18 protein-coding genes are annotated in these 25,570 nt (G+C 70.2%); 11 read left to right on the forward strand and 7 right to left on the reverse strand.

Annotation, left to right across the window (positions count from 1 at the left end; genetic code table 11):
• Positions 1–68: 68 nt before the first annotated feature.
• Complete coding sequence (locus BKA18_RS09660) at positions 69–953, forward strand: TIGR01777 family oxidoreductase (RefSeq protein WP_366047176.1); 885 nt, start codon at positions 69–71, stop codon at positions 951–953.
• A 245-nt stretch (positions 954–1,198) separates the two neighbouring features.
• A complete protein-coding gene (locus BKA18_RS09665; RefSeq protein WP_366047175.1) occupies positions 1,199–2,599 on the forward strand; it encodes an FAD-dependent oxidoreductase in 1,401 nt (466 codons plus the stop codon).
• Between the two features lie 13 nt (positions 2,600–2,612).
• Here BKA18_RS09665 and BKA18_RS09670 read toward each other — a convergent pair whose 3' ends face one another.
• A complete protein-coding gene (locus BKA18_RS09670) occupies positions 2,613–4,064 on the reverse strand; it encodes an NsdA family TPR-like regulatory protein (protein ID WP_366047174.1) in 1,452 nt (483 codons plus the stop codon).
• A gap of 279 nt (positions 4,065–4,343) precedes the next feature.
• On the opposite strand from BKA18_RS09670, the gene lipB reads away from it, so the two are divergent.
• The 4 genes from lipB (at position 4,344) to BKA18_RS09690 (ending at position 7,445) form a co-directional block, all read left to right on the forward strand.
• Positions 4,344–5,168: a lipoyl(octanoyl) transferase LipB gene (gene lipB / locus BKA18_RS09675; protein ID WP_366047173.1), complete on the forward strand. Its 825-nt coding sequence runs from the start codon at positions 4,344–4,346 to the stop codon at positions 5,166–5,168.
• A 163-nt stretch (positions 5,169–5,331) separates the two neighbouring features.
• Positions 5,332–6,282: a lipoyl synthase gene (lipA, locus tag BKA18_RS09680; protein ID WP_006606046.1), complete on the forward strand. Its 951-nt coding sequence runs from the start codon at positions 5,332–5,334 to the stop codon at positions 6,280–6,282.
• Between the two features lie 211 nt (positions 6,283–6,493).
• Positions 6,494–6,724 carry an SCO2195 family GlnR-regulated protein gene (locus BKA18_RS09685; protein WP_366047172.1) on the forward strand — a complete coding sequence of 77 codons (231 nt, stop codon included), beginning with the start codon at positions 6,494–6,496 and terminating at the stop codon, positions 6,722–6,724.
• Between the two features lie 10 nt (positions 6,725–6,734).
• Positions 6,735–7,445, forward strand: a complete 711-nt coding sequence (locus BKA18_RS09690) for a DUF4191 domain-containing protein (protein ID WP_040899413.1) — start codon at positions 6,735–6,737, stop codon at positions 7,443–7,445.
• Between the two features lie 251 nt (positions 7,446–7,696).
• On the opposite strand, the gene BKA18_RS09695 is transcribed toward BKA18_RS09690, so the two are convergent.
• Complete coding sequence (locus tag BKA18_RS09695) at positions 7,697–8,164, reverse strand: RDD family protein (protein ID WP_235449200.1); 468 nt, start codon at positions 8,162–8,164, stop codon at positions 7,697–7,699.
• A gap of 347 nt (positions 8,165–8,511) precedes the next feature.
• On the opposite strand from BKA18_RS09695, the gene glnA reads away from it, so the two are divergent.
• A complete protein-coding gene (gene glnA / locus BKA18_RS09700; RefSeq protein ID WP_006606042.1) occupies positions 8,512–9,921 on the forward strand; it encodes a type I glutamate--ammonia ligase in 1,410 nt (469 codons plus the stop codon).
• Between the two features lie 289 nt (positions 9,922–10,210).
• Here glnA and BKA18_RS09705 read toward each other — a convergent pair whose 3' ends face one another.
• The 3 genes from BKA18_RS09705 to BKA18_RS09715 form a co-directional block, all read right to left on the reverse strand.
• Positions 10,211–11,011, reverse strand: a complete 801-nt coding sequence (locus tag BKA18_RS09705) for a hypothetical protein (protein ID WP_366047171.1) — start codon at positions 11,009–11,011, stop codon at positions 10,211–10,213.
• Entirely contained in the window at positions 11,008–15,798 is a 4,791-nt protein-coding gene (locus BKA18_RS09710) for a DUF6531 domain-containing protein (protein ID WP_366047170.1), read from the reverse strand. The genes BKA18_RS09705 and BKA18_RS09710 overlap by 4 nt, the downstream gene beginning before the upstream one ends.
• 411 nt (positions 15,799–16,209) lie before the next feature.
• Positions 16,210–16,626 (reverse strand): Fur family transcriptional regulator, encoded by a 417-nt coding sequence (locus BKA18_RS09715; RefSeq protein ID WP_366047169.1) that lies wholly within the window; start codon positions 16,624–16,626, stop codon positions 16,210–16,212.
• Between the two features lie 180 nt (positions 16,627–16,806).
• On the opposite strand from BKA18_RS09715, the gene BKA18_RS09720 reads away from it, so the two are divergent.
• From BKA18_RS09720 to BKA18_RS09730, 3 genes are all read left to right on the forward strand, one after another.
• Positions 16,807–16,944, forward strand: a complete 138-nt coding sequence (locus BKA18_RS09720) for a hypothetical protein (protein WP_366047168.1) — start codon at positions 16,807–16,809, stop codon at positions 16,942–16,944.
• Between the two features lie 33 nt (positions 16,945–16,977).
• Entirely contained in the window at positions 16,978–19,206 is a 2,229-nt protein-coding gene (gene katG / locus BKA18_RS09725; protein WP_366047167.1) for a catalase/peroxidase HPI, read from the forward strand.
• Positions 19,207–19,336: 130 nt separating this feature from the next.
• On the forward strand, positions 19,337–20,206 hold the full coding sequence (locus tag BKA18_RS09730) for an Fpg/Nei family DNA glycosylase (RefSeq protein WP_366047166.1): 870 nt from the start codon (positions 19,337–19,339) through the stop codon (positions 20,204–20,206).
• 34 nt (positions 20,207–20,240) lie between these two features.
• Here the strand turns inward: BKA18_RS09730 and BKA18_RS09735 are convergent, their stop codons facing one another.
• Together BKA18_RS09735 and BKA18_RS09740 are read right to left on the reverse strand one after the other, a co-directional pair.
• Entirely contained in the window at positions 20,241–22,055 is a 1,815-nt protein-coding gene (locus BKA18_RS09735; protein ID WP_366047165.1) for a choline/carnitine O-acyltransferase, read from the reverse strand.
• A gap of 237 nt (positions 22,056–22,292) precedes the next feature.
• Positions 22,293–23,162, reverse strand: a complete 870-nt coding sequence (locus BKA18_RS09740) for a HalD/BesD family halogenase (protein WP_366047164.1) — start codon at positions 23,160–23,162, stop codon at positions 22,293–22,295.
• Positions 23,163–23,516: 354 nt separating this feature from the next.
• On the opposite strand from BKA18_RS09740, the gene BKA18_RS09745 reads away from it, so the two are divergent.
• The gene (locus tag BKA18_RS09745; RefSeq protein WP_366047163.1) at positions 23,517–25,532 is read left to right on the forward strand and encodes an oxidoreductase; all 2,016 of its coding nucleotides are present in this window, start codon (positions 23,517–23,519) and stop codon (positions 25,530–25,532) included.
• Positions 25,533–25,570: the final 38 nt, after the last annotated feature.

Consider the following 25,570-nt stretch of genomic DNA (forward strand, 5'->3'; position numbering starts at 1 on the left):
GCCCGCCGACGCGGCGGGGGCGGGCCCCGGGTGCCGCCGCCGGCCCGTGGCTGCGGCAGTATGGCCCCATGCGGATCGCGATCACCGGCTCGACCGGACTCATCGGCACGGCGCTCACCCGGTCCCTGCGCGCGGACGGCCATGACGTCGTCCGGCTCGTCCGGCGTGCCCCCGGTGCGGCCGACGAGGTGCGCTGGGACCCCAAGCGCCAGGAGGTCGACACGGCGGGGCTGGCCGGCTGCGAGGCGGTCGTCCATCTGGCCGGTGCCGGGGTCGGCGACCACCGCTGGACGAGCGCCTACAAGCAGGAGATCCGCGACAGCCGGGTGCTGGGCACCCGGACCCTCGCCGCGGCACTCGCCGCCATGGACACCCCGCCGCGGGTCTTCGTGTCCGGCAGCGCGATCGGCTACTACGGCGACACCGGCGACCGGCGTACGGACGAGAGCGCACCGGCCGGCCACGGGTTTCTGCCGGAGGTCTGCGTGGCGTGGGAGGACGCCGCGAAGCCGGCCCGGGAGGCGGGCATCCGCACCGTCTTCGCCCGCACCGGTCTGGTCGTGGCCCGCTCGGGCGGCGCCTGGGGACGGCTGTTCCCCGTCTTCCGGCTCGGCCTCGGCGGCCGGTTCGGGGACGGCAGCCAGTACTGGAGCTTCATCTCGCTGGCGGACCACATCGCGGCGCTGCGCCACCTCATCGACACCGGCGACCTGACCGGGCCGGTCAACCTCACGGCCCCGGAACCGGTCACCAACCGCGAGGCGACCGCCGTGATGGGCCATGTCCTGAACCGCCCCACGCTGTGCACCGTTCCGGCGCCGGTGCTGCGGGCCGCCCTCGGTGAGTTCGCCGGCGATGTGCTGGGCAGTCAGCGGGTCGTCCCGCGGCGGCTGCTGGACTCGGGGTTCGTCTTCCGCCACCCGCGGATCATCGACGCGATCCGGGCGGCGTAGGCACGGGCGGGGCGGGGCGGGACCGGGGCCGGACGGCCGGTCCGGACGACGGCTGCCTGCCGGACCGCGTCACCGTCCGCACCACAAGCCACTCTTCGGCCAAGGCTGCTGCAGTGCGCACCGGCCGCCTCCTGTCGCACGGACCGCCCGGTTCCTACCGTCCTCTCACGCACCTCTGGCATCCCCCGAGGCCACAGTGGGCATGACAACGGTGCCGCCATTGGGACCGACCTCGGGAGGGGCATGTGCTGCGCACCGCATCGGCCGTGGACGTCGTCATTGTGGGAGCCGGCCCGGCCGGACTCGCCGCCGCCCGCCATCTGACCGGCGCCGGGGTGTCGGTCGCCGTCCTGGAAGCCTCGCCGGAGATCGGCGGCCGGTCCGTCACCGATCATCTCGACGGTTTCCGGCTGGACCACTGCGGCCGGCCGCTGGCCGTCTCCGCCGCCGAGCTGCGCCGCACCCCGGGCCTCGGCGAGCTGACGCCGCGTCCGTTCGCGCCCGGCCTGAGCGTCCACAACGGACAACGGGTGCAGCGCATCGGCGCCCCCCGAAGCACCAGAGGCGCACTGTCCGCGGCCCGCGCCCTGGTGCGGGCCGACCGTCGCACGGAGCGCCGGACGGACCGTCAGGCAGCCCGCCAGACGGGCCGCCTCCCCGACCGGCGGGCCGAACAGGACGCGGACCGCCGCACGGTGCGCCGCCTCGACCGCCGCACCGGCCGTGCAGCGCCCTCGTACGCCACTCCCCCCGCCGCCCCCGCCCCGGCCGTCGACCGCCCCATCCGCGACGCGCTGGCGAGCCGCCCGGCCTTCCCGCCCCGCACCCATGACGCGTTCCTGCGGCCCCTGCTGGGCGCGCTGCTGTGCGATCCGCAGCTGCGCGGCTCCAGCCGGGGCGCCGCGGCCGCGCTGCGCGGCTATGCGGACGGGCAGCTGTGGCTGCCGGCCGGCGGCGCCTTCGCCGTCCCCGAACTCCTCGCCGCCGCCCTGCCGCCCGGCACGGTCCGTACCTCCGTGCGGGTCACCGCGGTCTCCACAACGGGCGTGCACACCGCCGAACACGGCCCGGTCCCCTGCCGGGCGGTGCTGGTGGCCACCGGCGCCCGCGATGCCGCCGAACTGCTGCCGGGACTGCGGGTGCCCGCCTTCCACCCGGTGACCGTCCTGCACCACACCGCGGCGGCATCCGGGGGCCGCGGTGCGCCCTCCCGCGACACCGCGCTGATCCTGCCGACGGACGGCCCGGTCGCGTACACCTACGCCGCCGGCGCGATCGACCCGTCCCGTACGCCGCCGGGGCGGGCCCTGCTCACCACGGTCGTGCTCGGCGCCGCGGCGGGGCTGCCGTCCGCCGTCCTCGACCGGGCGGTGGGCCCCCAGCTGGACCGCATCCACGGTGCGCAGCCCCGCGAGCTGCTGACGACCCATCACGATCCGTACGCGGTACCGGCGATGCCCGCCCCGCACGACCCGGAGCGCCCGGTGCGGGTGCTCGCCGGCCTCTACGTATGCGGTGATCACCGCGACACCGGCACCCTCCAGGGCGCCCTCAACTCGGGCCGCCGCGCGGCCCGCGCCATCCTCCAGGACTTCGGCCTGCCGGCCCTCACCACCGAACCGGACCCCCTGCCCGCGGCGGCCTGACCGGGGCGGCGCCTCAGCCCAGCGCCGCCACCCGCTCGCGGTACCCGCGCACCGCCGCCGCGTCCCGGTACGGCTCCAGGCGGCGCTCGAATTCCCTGACGTACTCATGGGCCCGCACGGAGCGCATCTCGGAGGCCTGGAGAGCCGCCTCGGCACCGAGCGTGCAGGCCTGCTCCAGCTCGCCCAGGCCCAGCCGCGCGGTCGCCAGCACCACCCGGCAGAAGAGCCGGCTGCGCGCGAAGCCGGCCGCGCGCAGCTGGAGCGAGCGCTCGGCGTGCTGGGAGGCCGCGCGGTACTGCTGGAGGTCGCGGTGGCAGTGCGCCAGTTCGTCGGCGAGCTGTGCCTCGTCGAAGAAGCGCGCCCAGTACGGGGTCTCGTCGCCGGGGCGGACGGTCTCCAGCGCCCGCTCGGCGCGGGCCAGCGCCGCCGTGCAGGCCCGGACCTCGCTCAGGACGCCGTGGCCGCGCGCCTCCGCGGCGTGCAGCAACGCCTGCACGGCGGGCGGCGCGCTGCTGCCGATGCCCTGCTGGGCGACCCGGGCCAGCTGGACGGCCTCCCTGCCGTGCCCCAGGTAGACGGCCTGCCGGCTCATCGTCACCAGGACGTAGGACCCGTAGGCCCGGTCGCCGGCGGCCTGGGCCAGCCGCAGGGCCTGGACGAAGTACCGCTGCGCCAGGCCGTGGGCGGCGATGTCGTACGAGGTCCAGCCCGCCAGCCGGGTCAGATCGGCGGCCGCGGCGAACAGCCGGCGGCCGGTGGCCTCCCCGTAGCTGCCGCGCAGCATCGGCTCGGCCTCGTGCTCCAGATAGCGCACCAGGGCCTGCCGGGCGTGACCGCCGCCGTAGGCGTGGTCCAGCGCCCGGAACAGCTCGCCGACCGAGCGCAGCGCCGCGATGTCGCCGGAGGTGACCCGGGAGCCGTGGGTGCGGTCGACCTGGTCGGTACGGCGCTGCCGCGGCACCGCGGCCCGGCCCTGGAGGGGCACCCGGGCCGGCCCGTCGGCGGCCTCGCCACGGGCGACCCGTTCGTCGGCGCGGCCGATCAGCCAGTCGCGGCTGGGCACCACGAGCCCGGCCGGGGTGAAGGCGATCTTGCGGAGCTCGGCATGGCTGCCGGAGTCCTTGCGCCACAGGCCGCTGACGATGTCCACCGCCTCGCTGGGGGTCGCGGCGAACTCCAGCCCTGCGTACACCGGTGCGCAGGCGTCCAGGCCCAGGTCCTGGGCGGACAGCCGGCGGCCGAGCCGGCGGGTGAACACCTCCGCGATCAGGGCGGGGGTGGTGCCCCGTGGCTGCTGGCCGCGCAGCCAGCGGGTCACCGACGTCTTGTCGTAGCGGAGGTCGAGGCCATGCTCGATGCCGAGCTGATCAACCCGTCTGGCCAGCCCGGCATTGGAGAATCCCGCCTCGGCGATGAGCGCGGCGAGCTGGCGGTTGGGCGTGTGGTGCGGGGGTCGTTCCGTCATCAGCTTTACCGGTCTCCTGCCTTCCGGGCCGCACTGCCGGGTCCGGCGGACCCTGCTCCGGCACTGCTCATCGCCCTTGTGGAACGGCGTGAATGTAACGGCCTTCGGAACCCTGATCACCGCCTGCGCCCCGCGTTCATCCGATCGTGTGAGCAGGGGCGAACGTGCCGGACACCGGCCGCCTGCCGGGTCCGGAACGGGCCGCCGTACAGTGGCATGGGCGCAAAGTGGCATCAACGTTGCGGGAAACTGCAACACAGGTTCGAAGAGGAGCTGCCGGTGACTGCGATCTCTCGGGGGGAGACCCCCGCACCCGAGGGGCTGCGCTTTGTGCATCTGGGCTTCGGCGCCGACGCCGTGGAGTACGAATCGGCATGGCAGGAGCAGCGCCGGGTGCACGCCGCCCGGTTCGCCGACGAGGTGCCCGACACCTGTCTGCTGCTGGAGCACCAGGCCGTCTACACCGCGGGGCGGCGTACGTCCGACGATGAGCGCCCCCTGGACGGGACCCCGGTCGTCGACGTGGACCGCGGCGGGAAGATCACCTGGCACGGCCCCGGCCAGCTGGTGGGCTACCCCATCCAGAAGCTGCCGCGTCCGGTGGACGTCGTGGCCCATGTCCGCCGCCTCGAAGAGGCGCTGATCCGGGTGTGCGCCGAGTTCGGCGTGGAGGGCACCCGGGTCGAGGGCCGCAGCGGCGTGTGGGTGCTGGGCGACACCGTCGGCGCGGCCGAGGAGCGGGCGGCCCTGGGCGGGCTGAGCCTCGACTTCGACCCCCGGGTGACGGACGAGCTGTTCGACCCGCGGCTGAACGGTCCCGAGTACGCGCCGTCCAACGCCGGCCAGCGCCGCGAGGACCGCAAGCTCGCCGCGATCGGCATCCGCGTCGCCAAGGGCGTCACGATGCACGGCTTCGCGCTCAACGTGAACCCCGACAACACCTCGTTCGACAAGATCGTGCCGTGCGGCATCCGCGATGCCGGCGTCGCCTCGCTGGCCGACGAGCTGGGCCGCGAGGTCACCATCGCCGAGGTGCTGCCCGTCGTCGAGAAGCATCTGCGGGACGTCCTCGAGGGCGCCGAGCTGCTCCCCCGCGCGGTCTGAGCCGGCCCGACCGGGCAGGTACCTGTCATGCACTCCGGAGACCTCCGGGAATGCCACCCCGCCATACGGGGTTGCCCCGCACGTAAAGACGTGCGAATCAACGGGCGTACCCTGGTGTACGCCGAAGAAACGAATGCTGCGTAAGCAGGAAGGGGCGCCGGTCGTGTCCGCAGTCGCACCCGACGGACGCAAGATGCTGCGCCTGGAGGTCCGGAACAGCCAGACCCCCATCGAGCGCAAGCCCGAGTGGATCAAGACCCGGGCGAAGATGGGTCCCGAGTACAACCACCTCCAGAGCCTGGTCAAGAGCGAGGGCCTGCACACGGTCTGCCAGGAGGCGGGCTGTCCCAACATCTTCGAATGCTGGGAGGACCGCGAGGCGACCTTCCTCATCGGCGGTGACCAGTGCACCCGCCGCTGCGACTTCTGCCAGATCGACACCGGCAAGCCGCAGGAGCTGGACCGCGACGAGCCCCGCCGGGTCGCCGAGTCCGTGCAGACCATGGGCCTGAAGTACGCCACGATCACCGGCGTCGCGCGCGACGACCTGGAGGACGGCGGCGCCTGGCTCTACGCCGAGACGGTCCGGCAGATCCACGCCACGATGCCCGGCACCGGCGTCGAGCTGCTGATCCCCGACTTCAACGCGGTCCCCGAGCAGCTCGCCGAGGTCTTCTCCTCCCGCCCGGAGGTGCTGGCCCACAACGTCGAGACGGTCCCGCGGATCTTCAAGCGGATCCGCCCCGGTTTCCGCTACGAGCGCTCGCTGGAGGTCATCGCCAAGTCCCGCGAGGCCGGTCTGGTGACCAAGTCCAACCTGATCCTGGGCATGGGCGAGGAGCGCGAGGAGATCAGCCAGGCGCTGCAGGACCTCTACGACGCGGGCTGCGAGCTGATCACGATCACCCAGTACCTGCGCCCGACCGTGCGCCACCACCCCATCGACCGCTGGGTGAAGCCCGCCGAGTTCGTGGAGCTCAAGGAAGAGGCCGAGGAGATCGGCTACGCCGGTGTCATGTCCGGCCCGCTGGTCCGCTCCTCCTACCGCGCCGGCCGCCTTTACCAGCAGGCCGTCGAGCGGCGCGAGGTCGAGGCGTCCAGTCAGGCGGTTTGAGTTTCCCGGCGCGCCAACTTGTGAAACGTGGCACATGCTGAGGACGCGGCCCGCACTCTCCCAGGACGGGGGGCGTGGGGGCCGCGTCAACGTTTCATTGGTGTTTGACCGGCAGGTCATCCGTTGGTAACACCGTTGCGTGACGATGGATGCACGCACCGCTCCCGCACCTACCCCTGCTTCTCCGAACAGATCAGAGGGAGTCACCACCATGCAGGCCGCGCCGCTCCGCGCCACCCCCGCCGCCAGTCCCGCCCTCCCGCTCCCCACGGTCACCGGCGCCCTGCGTGCCGTCGAGGCCGTCCTCATGCGGGGCGGGCAGCGCACCGCCCGTCGTAACGCCTGGACGTCGGTCCTGGAGGACCGCCGCCGCGCCAAGGACCGCCACGAGGCCGAGTACGTACTGGAGGCCGCGGCGACCCGGCGCCCGCACGCCACGTAAACTTCGCTGTATGGCGAGGAAGGCAAACACAGACGGCGCTGCCGGCGCTGAGAACTCCGGGCGACTGAAGCAGATCGCCCTGACCTACAAGATGACCCGTCGGGTCGACTCCAAGGTCGGTCTTGTCGTCGCTGGTGTAGGCATCGTCGTATTCGGCGTTCTCCTTGCCATCGGCTTCGTGATCGGCCACCCCCTCTATGCGGGAATCCTGGGCTTCGTCCTGGCCTTCCTCGCGATGGCGATCGTCTTCGGACGGCGTGCCGAGCGGGCTGCCTTCGGGCAGATGGAAGGCCAGCCCGGTGCGGCGGCGGCCGTGCTGGACAACGTCGGCCGCGGCTGGACGGTCACCCCCGCGGTGGCCATGAACCGCAGCCAGGATGTGGTCCACCGTGCCGTCGGCAAGGCCGGCATCGTGCTGGTCGGCGAGGGCAACCCCAACCGCCTCCGCGGCCTGCTGGCCGCCGAGAAGAAGCGGATGGCGCGCACCGTCGCCGACGCCCCCGTCCACGACATCGTGGTGGGCGACGGCGAGGACCAGGTGCCGCTGAAGAAGCTCCGTACGACGCTGCTGAAGCTGCCGCGCGTACTCCCCGGCGCCCAGGTCACGGCCGTCAACGACCGGCTCCGTGCACTGGGCGACCTGATGAGCAACATGCCCGTCCCGAAGGGCCCGATGCCGAAGGGCATGCGGATGCCCAAGGGCGGCGGCAAGACGCGCTGACCGCCCCGGTCCGGCTCCCGCATCCAGCAGCCGCCGGACCCGGCCCCGATCGCACGACAACGCCCCGGAACCTGGTTCCGGGGCGTTTCGTATGCGTTTCGTATGCGGTGGAGTACGCGTGAGGGGGCGGGGCGGCTGGTGACGGGCGCCGCCGCGGGCTCATCGGCGTACGTGCCCGGGCCGCACGGCCGGCGGCCGGCGGCGTACGACCGCGGCGCCGCACCGGCCGGCGGGCCTGCGGGCCTCACCCCTCACAAACGGACCTGCACGGCGCGCGAGAGGCGATCGTGCAGCCCCCGCCCGTCCCGGTCCCACACCACTGCGGGGATGATCACGACGAGCAGCAGCGTGCGGACCAGGACCCGCGGGAGGGTGATCCGGCCGCCGCCCTCGGCGACCACCCGCAGGCCCAGGAGCCGCTTACCCGGTGTGAAGCCGACCGTGCCGACCGTCAGCACGCTGAGCACCGCGAAGACCAGCAGCGCCCAGTTGCTCGCCGACTGTGCCCGGCCGCCGCTGAGCAAGCCGTATGCGATGAGCATGCACAGCGCCCAGTCGAGGAAGAGCGCGGCGAACCGCCGGCCGGGGCGCGCGATCGAGCCCGGCCCCTCCTTCGGCAGCCCGAGCTGCTGCCCGCGGTATCCGAACTCGACACCCATGTCCTCGGCTGCCGCGCGGGGCCCGGAGATCCACGATCCGATTGCATGCCTGTTGTCCACCCGACCACGGTACTGCGACCGCCCGCGGGCGATTCCCGGAGGGCCGCCGCGGGCGGGGCCGGGGGCCGTACGGGCCGGGCGCGGGGGCGGCCCCGGGCGGCCCGGGAGCGGCCGGCCGGCCCGGCGGACGGCCGGAGAAGGCGGCGCTTCCGCCGGTCCGGAATGCCCCTTCATGGCGCACACTGGGGGTGAGGAGCGGCCGCGTGCCGGTTAACCTCGGCGAAACAAATGGGTCATGCTTGGGAAATCCCGCCTGCCTATGGTCGGGCAACGCGCCACCGCACATGGTCGCGTTCCGAGTAGCAATCCCGCGTCCGCCGACCGGTGACCGGGCTAGGAGGAGTTGGATGTTCCAGAACGCCGACGAGGCCAAGAAGTTCATCGCGGACGAGGACGTCAAGTTCGTCGACGTCCGGTTCTGCGACCTGCCCGGTGTGATGCAGCACTTCACGATCCCGGCAAAGGCGTTCGACCCGAACGAGGAACTCGCCTTCGACGGTTCCTCGATCCGCGGCTTCCAGGCGATCCACGAGTCCGACATGGCGCTGCGCGCGGACCTGTCGACGGCCCGGGTGGACCCCTTCCGCCGGGACAAGACCGTCAACATCAACTTCTTCATCCACGACCCGATCACGGGCGAGCAGTACAGCCGCGACCCGCGCAACATCGCCAAGAAGGCCGAGGCCTACCTCGCCTCCACCGGCATCGCGGACACCGCGTTCTTCGGTCCGGAGGCCGAGTTCTACGTCTTCGACAGCGTCCGCTTCGAGACCTCGTCGAACCAGTCCTTCTACCACATCGACTCCGAGGCCGGCGCCTGGAACACCGGGTCGGAGGAGAACAACCGCGGCTACAAGGTCCGCTACAAGGGCGGCTACTTCCCGGCCCCGCCGGTCGACCACTTCGCCGACCTGCGCGCCGAGATCTCCCTGGAGCTGGACAAGGCCGGCCTGCAGGTCGAGCGCCAGCACCACGAGGTCGGCACCGCCGGCCAGGCCGAGATCAACTACAAGTTCAACACTCTGCTCGCCGCGGCCGACGACCTGATGCTGTTCAAGTACATCGTCAAGAACGTCGCCTGGCGCAACGGCAAGACCGCGACCTTCATGCCCAAGCCGATCTTCGGTGACAACGGCTCCGGCATGCACGTCCACCAGTCGCTGTGGCAGGGTGGCGCGCCGCTCTTCTACGACGAGCAGGGCTACGCGGGCCTCTCGGACACCGCCCGCTACTACATCGGCGGCATCCTCAAGCACGCCCCGTCGCTGCTGGCCTTCACCAACCCGACGGTGAACTCCTACCACCGCCTGGTCCCCGGCTTCGAGGCCCCGGTCAACCTGGTCTACTCGCAGCGCAACCGCTCCGCGGCCATGCGTATCCCGATCACGGGCTCGAACCCCAAGGCAAAGCGCGTCGAGTTCCGCGCCCCGGACCCGTCCTCGAACCCGTACCTCGCGTTCTCCGCCCTCCTCCTCGCGGGCCTGGACGGCGTCAAGAACAAGATCGAGCCGGCCGAGCCGATCGACAAGGACCTCTACGAGCTCGCCCCCGAGGAGCACGCGGGCGTCCCCCAGGTCCCCACGTCCCTCCCGGCCGTCCTCGACGCCCTCGAGGCCGACAACGAGTACCTCCAGCAGGGCGGCGTCTTCACCTCCGACCTCATCGAGACCTGGATCGACTACAAGCGAGCCAACGAAATCGCCCCGATCCAGCTCCGTCCGCACCCGCACGAGTTCGAGCTTTACTTCGACATCTAGAAAGCAGAGTTCGAACTCGGCAGCCGACGAAACGGCTATGAGCGGTTGCCTCCACCCGGGTGGAGGCAACCGCTCGTCGTCTGTCGCGACCCTGCTGTTTCATAGGTATCCAGAGCCCAGCTGGATTCGCTCTGTGCCCCAGACTGCAGATCAGAGACGCGTCCAACTCGCCCACTGGGGACTTAGCCAGCATGAGCTGGAGAGCGGTATCGTCCGCGGCGACTACTCGTTAACCGTCACTGGTTGGCGATTCCCTTGCCGGCCCTGGACCGTCGAGGCGCCCCGGGCGCTACCCCACCTCGCGGGCCGACTCGGGCTCGAACGCCATGAGCGTCAGTCCTGTGACGTGGATGACGGCGTTCCACTCGTCCTGGGTCAAGTCCGGGAATTCCTCCAGAACACAGCTGGGGACAGGACAGCCACCAGCGCTCAGCACTACCTCCGCGAAGGCCAACCCCGAGCGGCTGAGGCACAAGCGCGGCCCTTGTTGCGGCTCCCCGGTGTGCAGCACCGCGATGTGCTGAGCGGCGTCCTTGTTGTCGGGTGTCTCCGACGCGAAGTTCAGGAGCGCGGTCCGCAATTGCGCAGTGAGTTCGTCCTGGTGCAGGTCAGCGCGTTCCGAAATGGCAGCCAGTGCCTGGCAGAACTGCTCTCTCGCTACCGACCGGGGCGGCCTCGGGGTGACCTGCGGAGGTTGACCGGCAACATCGTTTACAGGCTCGGGCTCCGATTGAAGCCCTATGAAGATGAGCTTGGAGACCAGCAGTACCGCCTCCCACTCCTCCTGGATCAGAGTCGGGAAACTCTCCTGCACCTGGGGCGGAAGGTCGCTCTGGTCTGCGTACAAGAGCACCTCCGGCAGCTCTACGTCATAGTCCGCAAGCCGAAGACCGAGGCTTCGTCCCCAGGGGTGGTCCTCAGCGCCAACGGTGACCAGTTCGACGCGCGCTCGCTCGCCCAGCGCCTCCGAAGCCAGTTCGCGCAGCGCGGTGGTGACCGCCGCACTGAGGTCGGCCTCGCTTACGTCACCCCTTTTGCCGACACACAGCAGCGCATCGCGCAGGCGTCCGCGCGGCGATGACGGATTCATCGTCTCCTCCTACGGCCGCCGCCTGAGTCGAGCGGCTGGACGTTCGTCTTCTCCACGTACTTGTTGAACTCATCGATCTTGTCCGCCGGCACCGCATAGCGACCTGGCTCATTGGTTGGCTTGACCTCGTATTGTTTCAGCCAGGCCAACACCTCTGGCTTGCAGTGGAACTCCATTTTGTGGGTGTAATTCTTGCTCTTGCCCAGCGTGCCGGGGTTGACCTTGCCGGTCTGGGCGATCCACTTTGGCTGCCGTTCGTGGCCGGGCCGCGGGACAAGGCCCCCGCTCGGCTTCACTGCGGCGCTCGCCTTCGCTTCCGCCTCGCTGCCGTAGCGTTCGATGATGACCGGGCACTTCTTCTTCGCCAGGCCGAGTGGGTCGATCTCGGCGAAGGGGTTGTCGACGTAGCCGTGTGGGTCGGGGGCGGGCCCGAGGCCGAGCGGATCGGGGCTGAGATATCGGCCGGTGAGTGAGTCGTAATAACGGAACAGGTTGTAGTGCAGGCCGCTCTCACGGTCGTGGTACTGACCTGGGAAGCCGAGGCTGCATTCCACCGCAGCCTGGCGGGGATCAGCGGGACGCGGTGTTCCCCACAGCGTGGACCTGGAATGCCAGGCAATCGCACCGTCTTCATCGACAAGTTCCGTAGGTGTGCCGACCAGGTCGGTGATGATGGAGTAGAACCGCTCGTCGAATTCCTGCTGCGCCGGCTCGGATACGCCGGCGGTTCGGTCCACCTGGGTCAGGACGCGGTAGCCGACCGGATCCCACTCCCAGCTGGTGACCTGGACACCAGCCGGCCCTGGACCGCTGCGCAGCTCCTCAGCGAGAACGGTCCCGTCCCAGGTGAACGTGGTCTGCTCCACCACAGTGATGGTGTCGCCGCTCAGCCTCTGCTTGGCGATGCGGCGCCCGAGGGGATCGTAGTGATAGCGCCAGATGGTGCCGTCCGGGAGGGTGACCGCGGTGAGGCGGTCGTCTGCGTCCCAGGAATAGTGCCAGCTGCGGGTACCGCCGGAGAGCAGCCTGCGGCATTGCTTGATGACCCGTCCCTGGCCGTCGTACTCATAGCTGGTGCGGCCTGCCTGGCGGAGCAGAGTGCCGTCGTACGACCGCGTCCCCGCGGTGTCGTTCAGGCTCGCCATCCCGGCGGTCTGGCCTCCCGTGTAGGCCAGGTTGCCCGCAGTGTCATAGGTATAGGTCTCGGACCAGTTGTGTCCCGAGACGCTGGTGACCCGCCCTACCGGATCCAGATCGAAGGCTCGCGTCCCCAGCATGGTGTCCGTGAAACCGAGCAGCTGATCGTCCGGACGGTAGGCGAAGGTGCGGTGTCGTAGCGCAGTCTCAGGTATGTCGCCACCAGGCGGCGCCGACATACCTGAGAGGGTCTGGGCCGTCATGCGGTTGGACGGGTCCCAGGTCTGGCCGAGGACCGCCGCACCGAGATTGCGGCGGACCTCCCGACCGGCGAGGTCGTGGCCGAACCTGACCTCTCGCCCAGCGTTGACCAGCGTTGCCGGCCGACCGGCCGCATCGTAGGTCCACCGGCTCTCTACACCGCTGGGGGTACGGCGCAGGGTGCGCCGACCCAGATCGTCGTAGCCGAATTCGATGACCGTCAGGCCTTGTTGCTCCGTCAGCAAGTGACCCGCTGGGTCGTACGTGAAAGCCAGGTCCGTGGCGCCGTTCGCCGCGTACAGCAGACGGCCTTCGGCGTCGTAGTGGAATCGCGCTCCGCCGGCCTGCGTGGCTTCTCGAACAACACGGTCGAGCAGATCGCGGGTGTAGCGCACGGTCTGACCCGCACCGTTGGTTCGCGACGTCAGCCGGCCGGCCGCATCGTGGGTATAGCTGATGTGCCGTCCGTTGAAGTCGGTCTCCTGCACGACCCGGCCCAGCGAGTCATAGGTGTAGCGCCACAGTTGTCCCTGAGGGTTGGTGACGGAGATGAGTCGCAGCTCAGCGTCGTAGGCGAAGGTGAACCTGGCACCGTCAGGGCCCGTGCGGACGGAGACTCGGTCAAAAAACGTGTATTCGAAGGACGTGGTTCCGCCAGCCGCATCGACGTGCTGGAGCAGGTTTTCCTCGGCGTCGTAGGACCACCGCTCGGTGTGACCGTCGGGACGAATGCACCAGGCCGGCTGTCCTTCCACCGTCCAGCCGAACGTCGTCACCGCGCCCATCGGATCGGTCACCAGCCGGGGTCGGCCGAAGGCATCCCGCTCGCATCTGCTCACGGCTCCCAGAGGGTCGGTGACGGTTACCGGCAGTCCGGCGGCGTTGGTGGTGAGCCGGGTTGTCTGACCGATTGCGTCGGTGACGGCTGTGAGATGACCGAAAGAGCCGTACTCATAGCTGGTGGTGGCTCCGACGGGATCGGTGATCTGCAGCAGGTTTCCGCAGTCGTCGTACGCGTACTGCCAGCCCGCGCCATCCGCACCGACCATGAGCAAGGGTTGGTGGAACTCGTTGTAGACAGCGGTCATCCGCGAGCCATCGGGGCGGGTGACCGCGGTGGCGTTGCCCGCCGCGTCGTACTCCATCGTGACGGTACGGTCCAGCGGGTCCGTACGCCGCAGCAGTCGGCGGTACCGGTCCCATTCGAAGGTGGTGACCGCGCCCGAGGGATCGGTCTCCCTTGTCGTCTGACCACGCTCGTTGAGCTGGTAGACAGTGACCTGGCCCAGTGCATCGGTCACCCGGGTGCAGCGCGCCTCGCCGTCGTACACGAAGACGGCATCGAGGAAACCACCCTCGCCGCGGGTCTCGACACAGCGCCCAGCCGCGTCGTAGAGGTAGTCGTACCGATGCCGATTGCGGTCGGTCCAGGAGGTGATCCGGCCGTCCTGGTCATACGTGAAGCGCATCGGTACACCTGACGAGTTGGTGACCTCGGTGAGATTCCCGTTGCCGTCATAAGCGAATGCAGTCAGCAGCAGCCCCACCGCGGAGTCGCCTTCGGCCTCCGCACCAGCGGTTGGCTCGGCGGCCAGTGCCACCGCGTCCGAACTCCTCGCACCCAGCAGGCGCAGCCCGGTTATCCGTAGCCCCGCGGTCTCAACTCGGATCCGGTATCCGCCGCTGTGCCAGACCTCGCTGGGAGTGCCGTCGTCGGAATAGTCGATGTCGATCTGATTCCCGTGCCGGTCGGTGATGGCCGTCAGCGGTAGCTGTGAGGCGCTCAACCCTCTCAGCTCGCCCGTAACGTTGGCCGGCTTGGCAAAGTGCCAGGAGCGTCCCTCCTGTGGGTCGCTGATGCGGAGTCCACCGGGCGTTTCCGGATCCCAGCTGAGCGGCCAACGAGGGCCCTCGACGGGGAAGACCGGCTCATCACGTCCGGGCACCGGGTAGACCAAGATCATGCCGTCCTCGGTCGCGAAGACGGCACCTTCGTCGTCGAGTTCGAGGCGCTGGTCGAGCGTCGAGGACCACGACGGTCCGAACCACCCGCCGCAGCGGTACGAGGACACATGGGTTCGCGAGAGAAGCAGCGGCAGAACAGCCGAAAGGCTGACGTCCTCTTGAGCCAGGACCATCTCACCCGAGGCGATGTCGATCGGGTCGCTTCGACAGTTGCGGTCGTCCGCTGGGGTGCTGGTCTTGTGCGGTTCTGCTGCCCCGTTCCGCAGGGGCGATTTCGGTGCGCCCCTTCCCGGATTCTTGCCGCCGGCGCGGCTACCCGTCCCGCCGATGCCACCCCCCGGCGCCTTGGGGTCCTTCTTGTCGCCCTTGCCGATGCCTGTGAAGTGGTCGGCCAGCTTGCGGTCGTTTTCCTGATGGTTCTTGGCCATCTGCTTCACACCACGGGTCATGTTGTCGTCGAGGTGCTTGGCGGTCTTCTTGACACCGTCCTCGATGCCGTCGATGACCTTGTCCAACATCGCGTTAGCCGCGTCAGCGATGGCGTCCTTGCCACGGGTACGCCCGTGGTGACTTCTGGCCCGGCCGATCTTGCCGCCGGCCTTGTTGCGGAAGGTGCCACCTGCGCTCTGCAGGCCCGTCACTACGCGGTCGTGCTCATCCGGGTCGAAACTGAACCCTCCGCCGGCGCCTCCGCCGCCTCCGCCCCCGCTGCCGCTGCCGGCACTGAGGAGTTCCATCGGATTGGCTGCGGCCGATTTCGCGGAGTCCTTGGCGTCCTGCACGCCCTGCTGGAAGCCACCCTTGCCGGCCTTGGCGGTCTGCCCCAGGTCCACTCCGTCCTTGGCTCCGAGAGCGTTGGCGCCGATCTGGACGACCAGGTCGCCGACCATTGCGCCCAGGGCCTCCTCGACGGGCGTCAGGGCGATGCTGATGACCTGTTCAGCGACCTGCTGGCACACCTCCTTGAAGAGGCGCTTGACGATTACGCGGGTCGCCTGGGTCGCGGCCAGCGCACCGACTTCGGAAAGGCCCAGCGTGAACGGTGCCGCCGCCTGCGCGGCGATCACTTCTGCGGCGAGGATACCCAGCTGGACAATCGCGCCGATCTTCGCGCCCTCGATGAGGACCGCCACACCCTCCATGGCAGTGGCCGCCATGCGGCCGCACTCCCCCAGATTCTTGAGGTGAGTGCCATTGATCTTGCTCCAGTGAGCGTTGAGCGCGTCGACAGCCAACGAGCCACCCGCTGACCCCACCAATCCCTGGATGGCCGTGTGAGCTTCGTTGGCACCGTGGTCGATGTCATCGGCGAACTCCCGCATGGCATCGGCCATGTCCCGGTAGTCGTCCTCGTCGACGTTCGGCCACGAGACACCGATGATGTCGAGTACTTCGTCCGCCCAGCCAGGCAGCACCACACCCACGTAAGAACACTCCCCCGTTGACCATTCCGCAGATGATCAAATACTTGCAGCTGGGCGAACGGCTTCTCAAGAGTCCTATGAGCCCTTACCTGGCGGGTTTCCCGCGCACGTCATCGCCCAGTCGTGCGTATGCCGGTCATGGTCGGACGCGCACCAGGCGCTCCGCCTCGCCCACGATGCGCACCGGTCGTGCACCCACACAGCCTTCAGACGGTATCCGCGCAGGTCAGAGCGCTTCTCGTGTTGTTCTTCGACATCTAAAAGCAAAGCCCGCACTCGGCGCGCGATAGTCGAGAAGCCTTGAGTGGTTGTTTCCGTCCGGCATCGGCGGAAACAACCACTCTTTGCGTTTTCCTGCAGGGTGGCAGGTGTGGCAGGTAGTCAGGGGCGGGAGCAGGTGCGTGGGCCCGGTCAGGCCCGGGCGCAGTCGGGGCACAGGCCCCGGTAGGTCACCTCGGCCTCGCGAACGGTGAAGCCGAACCGCTCGGAGGCGGGCAGATCGGCCAACAGGTCGCCGTCGGGGTGGACGTCGCGGATGGCGTCGCAGCGCGAGCACACCAAGTGGTGGTGTGGGCGGTGGGCGTTCGGGTCGTAGCGCTTGGCGCGGCCGTCGGTGGCCACCTCGCTCACCTCGCCGAGCGAGACGAGTTCACCGAGAGTGTTGTAGACAGTCGCGCGAGAGATCTCCGGCAGCCGGGCGGCGGCTCGCGCGAGCACCTCGTCCGCGGTGAAGTGAACGTGCTCGCCGTCGAGTACCTCGGCGACGACCCGGCGCTGTGCGGTCATCCGCCAGCCGCGTCCGCGAAGCCGTTCCAGCAGGTCACTCATGCCCACCAGCCTAACTGTGCATCGCCTGTCAAAGAATCCGTACGGACCTGGTCATCGTATTGACTTGGATTGAGTCCATCGTAGGATCGGCTCCAGCGAGAGCCAAGGGACAGGACAACAGCGGGAAAGAGCACGTGACGGTTCAGGAGGCGCATCCGCCTGGGGTTCGAGGGTCGCGTCGTGTCGTCGCCGACGCCGACCGCGCGGTCGGCGAGGCTCCTGCCCGAGTGCACCGACGACCCCGGCTTCCCGAACGACGAGGCCGAGGTCATCTCCTGGAGCCCGTGTCCCGACCGTTCCACCGCCCGCAGTTCCTGAGCACCGTAATCCGCCTGGCCCGGAAGGATTCCCATGCCTGAGAACCATGATGCAATCGTCACAGACGCGAAGACGGAGGGCGGGGGTGGCTGCCCGGTCGCGCACGGACGCGCCCCGCACCCGACCCAGGGCGGCGGAAACCGCCAGTGGTGGCCGGATCGGCTCAACCTGAAGATCCTCGCCAAGAACCCTGCGGTGGCGAACCCGCTGGGTGAGGAGTTCGACTACGCCGAGGCATTCAACTCCCTCGACCTCGCCGCCGTGAAGCGGGACATCGCGGAGGTGCTGACCACCTCGCAGGACTGGTGGCCTGCCGACTTCGGCAACTACGGCCCGCTCATGATCCGTATGGCCTGGCACAGCGCCGGTACCTACCGGATCAGCGACGGCCGCGGTGGCGCCGGTGCCGGTCAGCAGCGCTTCGCGCCCCTCAACAGCTGGCCGGACAACGTCAGCCTCGACAAGGCCCGCCGTCTGCTGTGGCCGGTCAAGAAGAAGTACGGCCAGAGCATCTCCTGGGCCGATCTCATGGTCCTCACCGGCAACGTGGCGCTGGAGACGATGGGCTTCAAGACCTTCGGCTTCGCCGGTGGCCGTGAGGATGTGTGGGAGCCCGAGGAGGACGTGTACTGGGGCCCCGAGACCGAGTGGCTGGGCGATGCGCGCTACACCGGCGACCGCGAGCTGGAGAATCCGCTCGGAGCGGTGCAGATGGGCCTCATCTACGTCAATCCCGAGGGTCCCAACGGCAACCCGGACCCGATCGCCGCGGCCCGCGACATCCGTGAGACGTTCCGCCGCATGGCGATGAACGACGAGGAGACGGTCGCCCTCATCGCCGGTGGCCACACCTTCGGCAAGACCCACGGCGCGGGTCCGGCGGATCGCGTCGGCGCCGACCCCGAGGCCGCCCCGATGGAGCAGCTGGGCCTGGGCTGGAAGAGCACGCACGGCACGGGTGTGGGCGCCGACGCCATCACCAGTGGTCTTGAGGTGACCTGGACCAGCACGCCGACGCAATGGAGCAACGGGTTCTTCCAGAACCTGTTCGGCTATGAGTGGGAGCTCACCAAGAGCCCGGCCGGCGCCCACCAGTGGGTGGCCAAGGACGGTGCGGGCGCGGGGACCATCCCCGACGCGCACGACCCGTCGAAGAGCCAGGCGCCGACGATGCTCACCACCGACCTCGCGCTGCGCCTCGACCCGGTCTACGAGCCGATCTCGCGGCGCTTCTACGAGAACCCCGAGGAGTTCGCGGACGCCTTCGCCCGCGCCTGGTTCAAGCTGACCCACCGTGACATGGGCCCTGTCGTGCGTTACCTCGGCCCGGAGGTTCCGTCCGAGGAGCTGCTGTGGCAGGACCCGCTGCCGGAGCGCACGTACGAACTGATCGACGTCGCGGACATCGCCTCCCTCAAGGAGCGGATCCTCGGCTCGGACCTCACGGTCGCGCAGCTCGTGTCCGCAGCCTGGGCGTCGGCCTCCTCCTTCCGCGGCAGCGACAAGCGCGGTGGCGCCAACGGTGCCCGCATACGCCTGGAGCCGCAGCGCAACTGGGAGGTCAACAACCCGGACGACCTCGCGCAGGTGCTGCGTACCCTCGAAGGCATCCAGGAGTCCTTCAACTCCGCGCAGACCGGCGGCAAGCAGGTCTCGCTGGCCGACCTGATCGTGCTCGCGGGCAGCGCGGCCGTCGAGAAGGCGGCCAAGGACGCCGGCCACGACATCGAGGTGCCCTTCACGCCGGGCCGGGTGGACGCCGCGCAGGAGCAGACGGACGTGGAGTCGTTCGCCGCGTTGGAGCCGGCCGCCGACGGCTTCCGCAACTACGTCGGCAAGGGCAACCGCCTGCCGGCCGAGTACCTGCTGCTCGACAAGGCGAACCTGCTGACCCTGAGCGCGCCCGAGCTGACGGTCCTCGTCGGCGGCCTGCGCGTCCTGGGCGCCACCCACGCCCAGGCGAAGCACGGCATCCTCACCGACGAGCCGGGCACGCTGACGAACGACTTCTTCGCCAACCTGCTCGACCTGGGCACGACGTGGAAGTCGACGTCCGAGGCGCAGGACGAGTTCGAGGGCCGCGACGCCACCGGGGCGGTCAAGTGGACCGGCACCCGTGCCGACCTCGTCTTCGGCTCGAACTCCGAGCTGCGCGCGCTCGCGGAGGTCTACGCGAGCGATGACGCGAAGGAGAAGTTCGTGAACGACTTCGTCGCGGCATGGGACAAGGTGATGAACCTGGACCGGTTCGACCTCGTTTGATCATGACGGCCCGGCCGGCCCGCGCCGGCCGGGTTGATCAGTGAGGGCTGCCACCCGTATCCGGGTGGCAGCCCTCATTGGTGTGCCCGTCCGCAGGCTCCCGCCGGCCAGTCCGAGGCAGACTGGCCCCATGCCTGAATTGCCCGAGATGGAAGCCCTTCGTCAGTTTCTGGGCGAGCGGCTGGCCGGCCGGGCCGTCGCCCGGGTGTACCCGGTCGCCGTTCATGCGCTCAAGACCTATGACCCGCCGGTGAGCGCGCTCGAAGGGCGGTCGTTCGGTGGGGTGCGCCGGCACGGGAAGTTTCTGGATCTGCGGGTCGGGGAGCTGCATCTGGTCATGCACCTCGGCCGGGCGGGGTGGGTGCGGTGGAGCGACAAGCTGGCGGCGGTGCCGCCGCGGCCCGGGAAGGGGCCGCTGGCGTTGCGGGTGCGGCTCGGGGAGCCCGACGACGGGGCGGGGTTGGAGGTGACCGAGGCCGGGAGTCAGAAGCATCTGGCGGTGTATGTGGTGCGGGATCCGCAGGAGGTGGCGGGGGTGGCGCGGCTCGGGCCGGATCCGCTGGCGGAGGGGTTCACCCTGGAGGTCTTCGGTGGGCGGCTGGAGGGGGAGCGCCGGCAGATCAAGGGGGTGCTGCGCGACCAGAGTGTGCTGGCCGGGATCGGGAACGCCTACTCGGACGAGATTCTGCATGCGGCCCGGATGTCGCCGTTCAGGCTGGCGGGCACGCTCGGTGCGGACGAGGTGGCCCTGCTGTACGAGGCGGTCGGTGTGGTGCTCGGCGAGGCGGTTGAGCGGGCCCGTGGCACGGCGCTCAAGGACCTCAAGGCGGAGAAGAAGAGTGGGCTGCGGGTGCACGGGCGGAAGGGGGAGGCGTGTCCGGTGTGCGGAGACACCATCCGCGAGGTGTCGTTCAGTGATTCGTCGCTGCAGTACTGCCCGACGTGCCAGACCGGGGGCAAGATCCTCGCGGACCGGCGGCTGTCCCGGCTGTTGAAGTAGGAGACAGAGGGGCGGCCGCCGGTCCGGGAGGGGGTCAGTTAGCAGAGGGGCCGGAGGACAGCAGTTCGCGCAGTTCGGTCAGCGCCTCGCGGAGCCGGTCGGCGAACGTGTGCATCTGGTCGGCCACCGGCAGCGGGGTGCTCAGGTAGAGGTGGAAACGGTCGGGCAGCAGGACGTAGGCGACGCCGATGCAGCGGCTGCTGGTGGAGCCGAAGCCGAAGTACTGGATGTGGATGGACGGCGCGGAGCTGGTGCTCAGGTAGTCGTCGCGCATCGTCAGCCAGCCCGGCGTGCGGAAGAGGGCGGGCTGTTCGGTGACGCCCAGTTCCGCCCCGCGCCGTCGCTGGATCAGCTCCAGCTCCCAGAGGTGCTGCTCGGGGGCCTGGCCGGTCTGGCACTCCTTGGCGCGGGTCACGTGCTGGGCGGCCGCGGCGTGGAAGGCGGCCCGGCGGGTGTCCGCGGAGGCCGCCGGGTCCTCCATGGCGGCGACGAACTCCTGGATCTCCGGGGTGACCACCCGCATCGCCTCGGTCCGGCCGTAGCGGTACTGCCGGGTGGCGATCGACTCGTAGGTCGCGCCCAGGTGGCCCTTGGCGCGCTGGTGGGCCAGTTGGTAGGCGAGCTGGACGAAGGCGTCGGGTGAGGCGCCCAGTGCCTTGGCGGTGGTGCTGCCGAAGTCGTCGAAGGAGACGGTCCGGGTGGCGGTGGCCGCGCCGTAGGCGGCGAAGGCGTCCGCGGCGGAGCGCACCTGGGCCCGGAGGGCGTCGTCCAGCTCGAAGACGAGCGGCTCCACGGCCGGGAGTCCCTGGGAGCGGGCGCCGGAGCGGCGGGAGTGTTCCTCGGCGGGGGTGCTGAGCAGGGCGTCGGTGAAGCCGAGGATGGTGGTCCCGTCGAGTTCGCAGTGCTCCACGTTGATGCCCGCCCGGCCGTCGGCGAAGACGATCAGGGAGACCGCCTTGTCGAACCAGCGGTTGCCGCGGTCGCCGTACAGCAGCTGGTCGCAGGCGTCCTGGACGTCCGCGGGGGCGAAGTCCTCCAGGCAGACGCAGAACAGTGCGGTCTCGATGTCGTCCAGGGCGGCCGCGTTGCCGGGGTGGCGGGTGCGCAGGGACTCGCGGGCGGCGGCCCATTCGGCGCGGGCCATGGTGGTGAGGTGACCCACCGAGGTGTCCGGGGCGGGGGGCTGCGCGCCGGCCTTCAATACGGCGTGCAACCCCGCTTCGAGGTCGTCCAGGCTGTGCGGGTCACCGTCTGCGCCGAGCACCTCCATCCGGAACATGGCGCCACGGTGGAACACCACGATGTGCCGGGCGTCGGACGGGCCGGGCCACTCGTCGCTGTAGGGGCTGCGGACGGTGTCCTGCTGCGCCCCGGGGATGCGGGTGGTCGAGAAGAGGTAGGCGTTCTGGACCATCGACTGGGCCTGGCCGCGCTGGACGACGGGCGGGACGAGGTCCTGGTCGAGCTGGCGCTTGTAGCCGACGGCGCCGGCGATCAGCCCGGCCGCCCGGGCCACCTGGGACTGCGGCTCGTCGGGGCCGGCGTCCTGGAAGAGGAAGAAGAAGTTGGCGTTGAGGGCGATGCGGTCCCGGCGGCCCAGGTAGCGGTAGGGCCAGAAGGTGTCGAGCCAGCTGTGGACGCCCGCCGTGGCGTCGTACTCCTCCAGCGCCGCGTGCAGCACCCGGCCGGGGCCGCCGGGCCGGAGGAAGGCGGCCACCTCCGCCTCGGTCGCCGCCCGCTCGTCGGCGGTCAGCAGCGGCGCGCACCAGGCGAGGAACCGCTCACAGCTCGCCTCCAGTGTGGGCAGCGGTACCCGCGGCAGGGTCTCCTCCCGGGCGAAGGTCGTCATGGCTGCGCTTTCCTGAGGGGCTGACGTATTCAATTCGGCTCTCTCGATTCAGACGATTCAGATCGTGGCTTCTGCGGTCTTGGTTCCCGCGGTATCGCATCGTCACCCGCCCGGCGTGCTCCGTCGTGGAGCGCCGGGCGGGGAACGGGCTGTGGCGGCGGCCGCGTCCCGGACGTCCGCCGGGACGCGGCCGCCTCGGGGTGTCGCCGCCCCCGGGGCTGCCCGGTGAGCGGGCCCCTAATCCAGCAGCCGGTCGCCGCGGACCGCCCGACCCTCGGCGGCCAGATGGGCGGGCAGCACCCGGCCGAAGAGCTGCCGGGTCCGGGCCACGCTCCCGATGACGCCGGGACGCCGGCTGTAGGCGAAGATCGCGGAGTGCCGCGCGGTCTCGCCCTGCACGGGGCTCACCCGGTGCAGGGAGTAGCGGCCCTTGAAGAGCTGCAGGTCGCCAGGGTGCAACGGGAGGCGCCGGATCAGCCGCTCGCCCCGGCCGTCGAGCACATCGAGGACGTCGCCGAAGTTCTCGTCGTCGGCGGAGCGGATGTTCGGGCAGTACTCGAAGACGCCGCCGGTGGGCGCCTGCTGGGTGAGCATGCTGACGGTGAACTCGTTGGTGTCGAAGTGCCAGGGGTGCTCCATACCGGGTTCGACGACATTGAGGACCAGCCCGGAGAGCGGGTCCGCCAGCTCGTGCAGCCCGGGCAGGGCGAAGCAGCGGGCGATGAAGTCCTGGAAGGCCCGGTGGGAGTAGAGCCGGCTGAGGAGGGACGCCTCGGGGATGCGGTCCCGGGCGACGAAGGCGTTGCCGCGGCGGAAGGTGCGCCGTCCGGGGTGGCCCTCGGGCAGCCGGCTGTCCACCGCGATGTTGTAGACGTTGACCGTCTCGGTCTCGAAGTGCGCCTGGGGGGCGAGGGCCGCGCACTCCTGCCGCAGGACCTCGCGGAGCGAGGGGCGGATGAAGTCCGGCAGCACCGTGCAGCCGAGGGTTTGGAGTTCCCGCCGGGCACGGGACATCACTGCCTGTCCCTCGGCCCCGTCGAGATCCGACAGGGGGTACCGGGCGGTGTCGACCACCTGGTCCAGCGTGATGGCTTGCAGAGTGCTCATTCGATCCTCTCCACGTGCGGGCAGACCGTCCCGAGCCGGATGCTCCCCGCCGGCCCGCGGTTTCATCCCGGGCGCCCCCCACAAGCCAGCCAAGGCGGTCCGCGCGCCGACCGGCCCACACCCGGACTCATCGGTAACTCCACTGAGGAGCACCACAGTTGAAGCTCCCACAGCGTCGCGATGTTGTCTGTGACACGCCACACTGCACCGGGCGTGATCAGCGGCGCACCGGCGCGGGAGGGGGCGCGGCCGGCCGGGCGGCGTCGCCTGCGTCACTGTTTTATGCAACTTGTTGCATAAGGCTGGGCGGCTGGTCTACAACTGCTGTCACGACCACCGCGCCAGGAGGCCCCCATGAGCCCGTACCCGCACCTGATGAGCCCGCTCGACCTCGGGTTCACCACCCTGCCCAACCGGGTGCTGATGGGGTCGATGCACATCGGCCTGGAGGAGGCGGAGAACGGGTTCGCGCGGATGGCCGCCTTCTATGCCGCCCGTGCGCGCGGCGGCGTCGGCCTGATGGTGACCGGCGGGATCGCGCCGAACGACGCGGGACGGCCGTACGAGGGCGGGGCCAAGCTCACCACCGAGGCGGAGGCGGCGCAGCACCGGACCGTGACCGACGCGGTGCATGCCGCGGGCGGGCGGATCGCGATGCAGATCCTGCACTTCGGGCGGTACGCGTACCACGCCGATCTGGTCGCGCCGAGCGCGCTCCAGGCGCCCATCAGCCCCTTCGTGCCGAATGCGCTCACCGACGACGAGGTCGAGCAGACCGTCGAAGACTACGTACGGGCGGCGGAGCTGGCCAAGGCCGCCGGGTACGACGGGGTCGAGATCATGGGCTCGGAAGGCTATTTGATCAACGAGTTCATCGTCGGCGCGACCAATCGGCGCGCCGACCGGTGGGGCGGCTCGTACGAGAACCGGATGCGCTTCCCGCTGGAGATCGTCCGGCGTACCCGGGAGCGGGTCGGCACGGACTTCATCCTGATCTACCGGCTCTCGATGCTGGACCTCGTCCCGGGCGGCTCCACTCTCGACGAGGTGATCACCCTCGCCCGGGAGATCGAGGCCGCCGGTGCCACGATCATCAACACCGGCGTCGGCTGGCACGAGGCCCGGATCCCCACCATCGTGACCTCGGTGCCGCGCGGCGCCTACACCTGGGTGACCAAGCGGCTGATGGGCTCGGTCACCATCCCCCTGGTGACCAGCAACCGCATCAACACCCCCGAGGTGGCCGAGGAGCTGCTCGCCGACGGGCGGGCCGACATGGTGTCCCTGGCCCGGCCCTTCCTCGCCGACCCGGACTTCGTCGCCAAGGCGCGGGACGGCCGGTCCGATGCGATCAACACCTGCATCGGATGCAACCAGGCCTGCCTCGACCACACCTTCAGCGGCAAGATCACGTCCTGTCTGGTCAATCCGCGGGCCTGCCACGAGACCGAGCTGGTCCTGGCCCCCACCCGGCTGCGCAAGCGGCTCGCGGTGGTCGGCGCCGGACCCGCCGGGCTCGCCTGTGCCGTCTCCGCCGCCGAACGCGGCCACGAGGTCACCCTGTTCGACGCCGCGGCCGAGATCGGCGGGCAGCTGAACATCGCCAAGCGGATCCCGGGCAAGGAGGAGTTCGACGAGACCCTGCGCTACTTCCGTACGCAGCTTGCGCAGCACGGCGTGGAGGTGCGGCTGAACACCGCCGTCGCGGCCGGGGACCTCGGCGCCTACGACGAGATCGTGGTCGCCACCGGTGTCACCCCGCGGACGCCGGAGATCGCGGGGATCGACCACCCGAGCGTGGTCAGCTACCTCGATGTGCTGCGGGACGGGGCGCCGGTCGGCGACCGGGTGGCCGTGATCGGGGCGGGCGGTATCGGCTTCGATGTCGCCGAGTTCCTGACCGACGCCGGCGACGCGGCGAGCCAGGACCCGGAGGCCTACTTCCGGGCCTGGGGTGTGGACACGGCGTACGAGGAGCGCGGCGGGCTGCGGGCGCCCGAGCGCCCGAAGGCGCCGCGCCAGGTGCATCTACTCCAGCGCAAGACCTCCAAGGTCGGCGCCGGCCTCGGCAAGACCACCGGCTGGATCCACCGGACCGAGCTCCGGCACCGCGGGGTGACGATGGTCGCCGGGGCGTCGTACGAGCGGATCGACGACGAGGGGCTGCACCTCACCGTCGACGGCACGGCCACCACGCTCCCCGTGGACACCGTCGTGCTGTGCACCGGGCAGGAGTCGCGCCGGGATCTGTACGAGGAGCTGCGGGCCGAGGGGCGCGCCGTGCACCTGATCGGTGGTGCGGACGTCGCCGCGGAACTCGACGCCAAGCGGGCCATCGCCCAGGGCACGGAGCTGGCCGCGGCGCTCTGACCTGGGCCCCTTTCTGGGGCGGGACGCTGCCGCGTTCC

The sequence above is a fragment of the Streptomyces auratus genome, from assembly GCF_050433025.1.
In the GTDB taxonomy this organism is placed as follows: Bacteria; Actinomycetota; Actinomycetes; order Streptomycetales; family Streptomycetaceae; genus Streptomyces; species Streptomyces sioyaensis.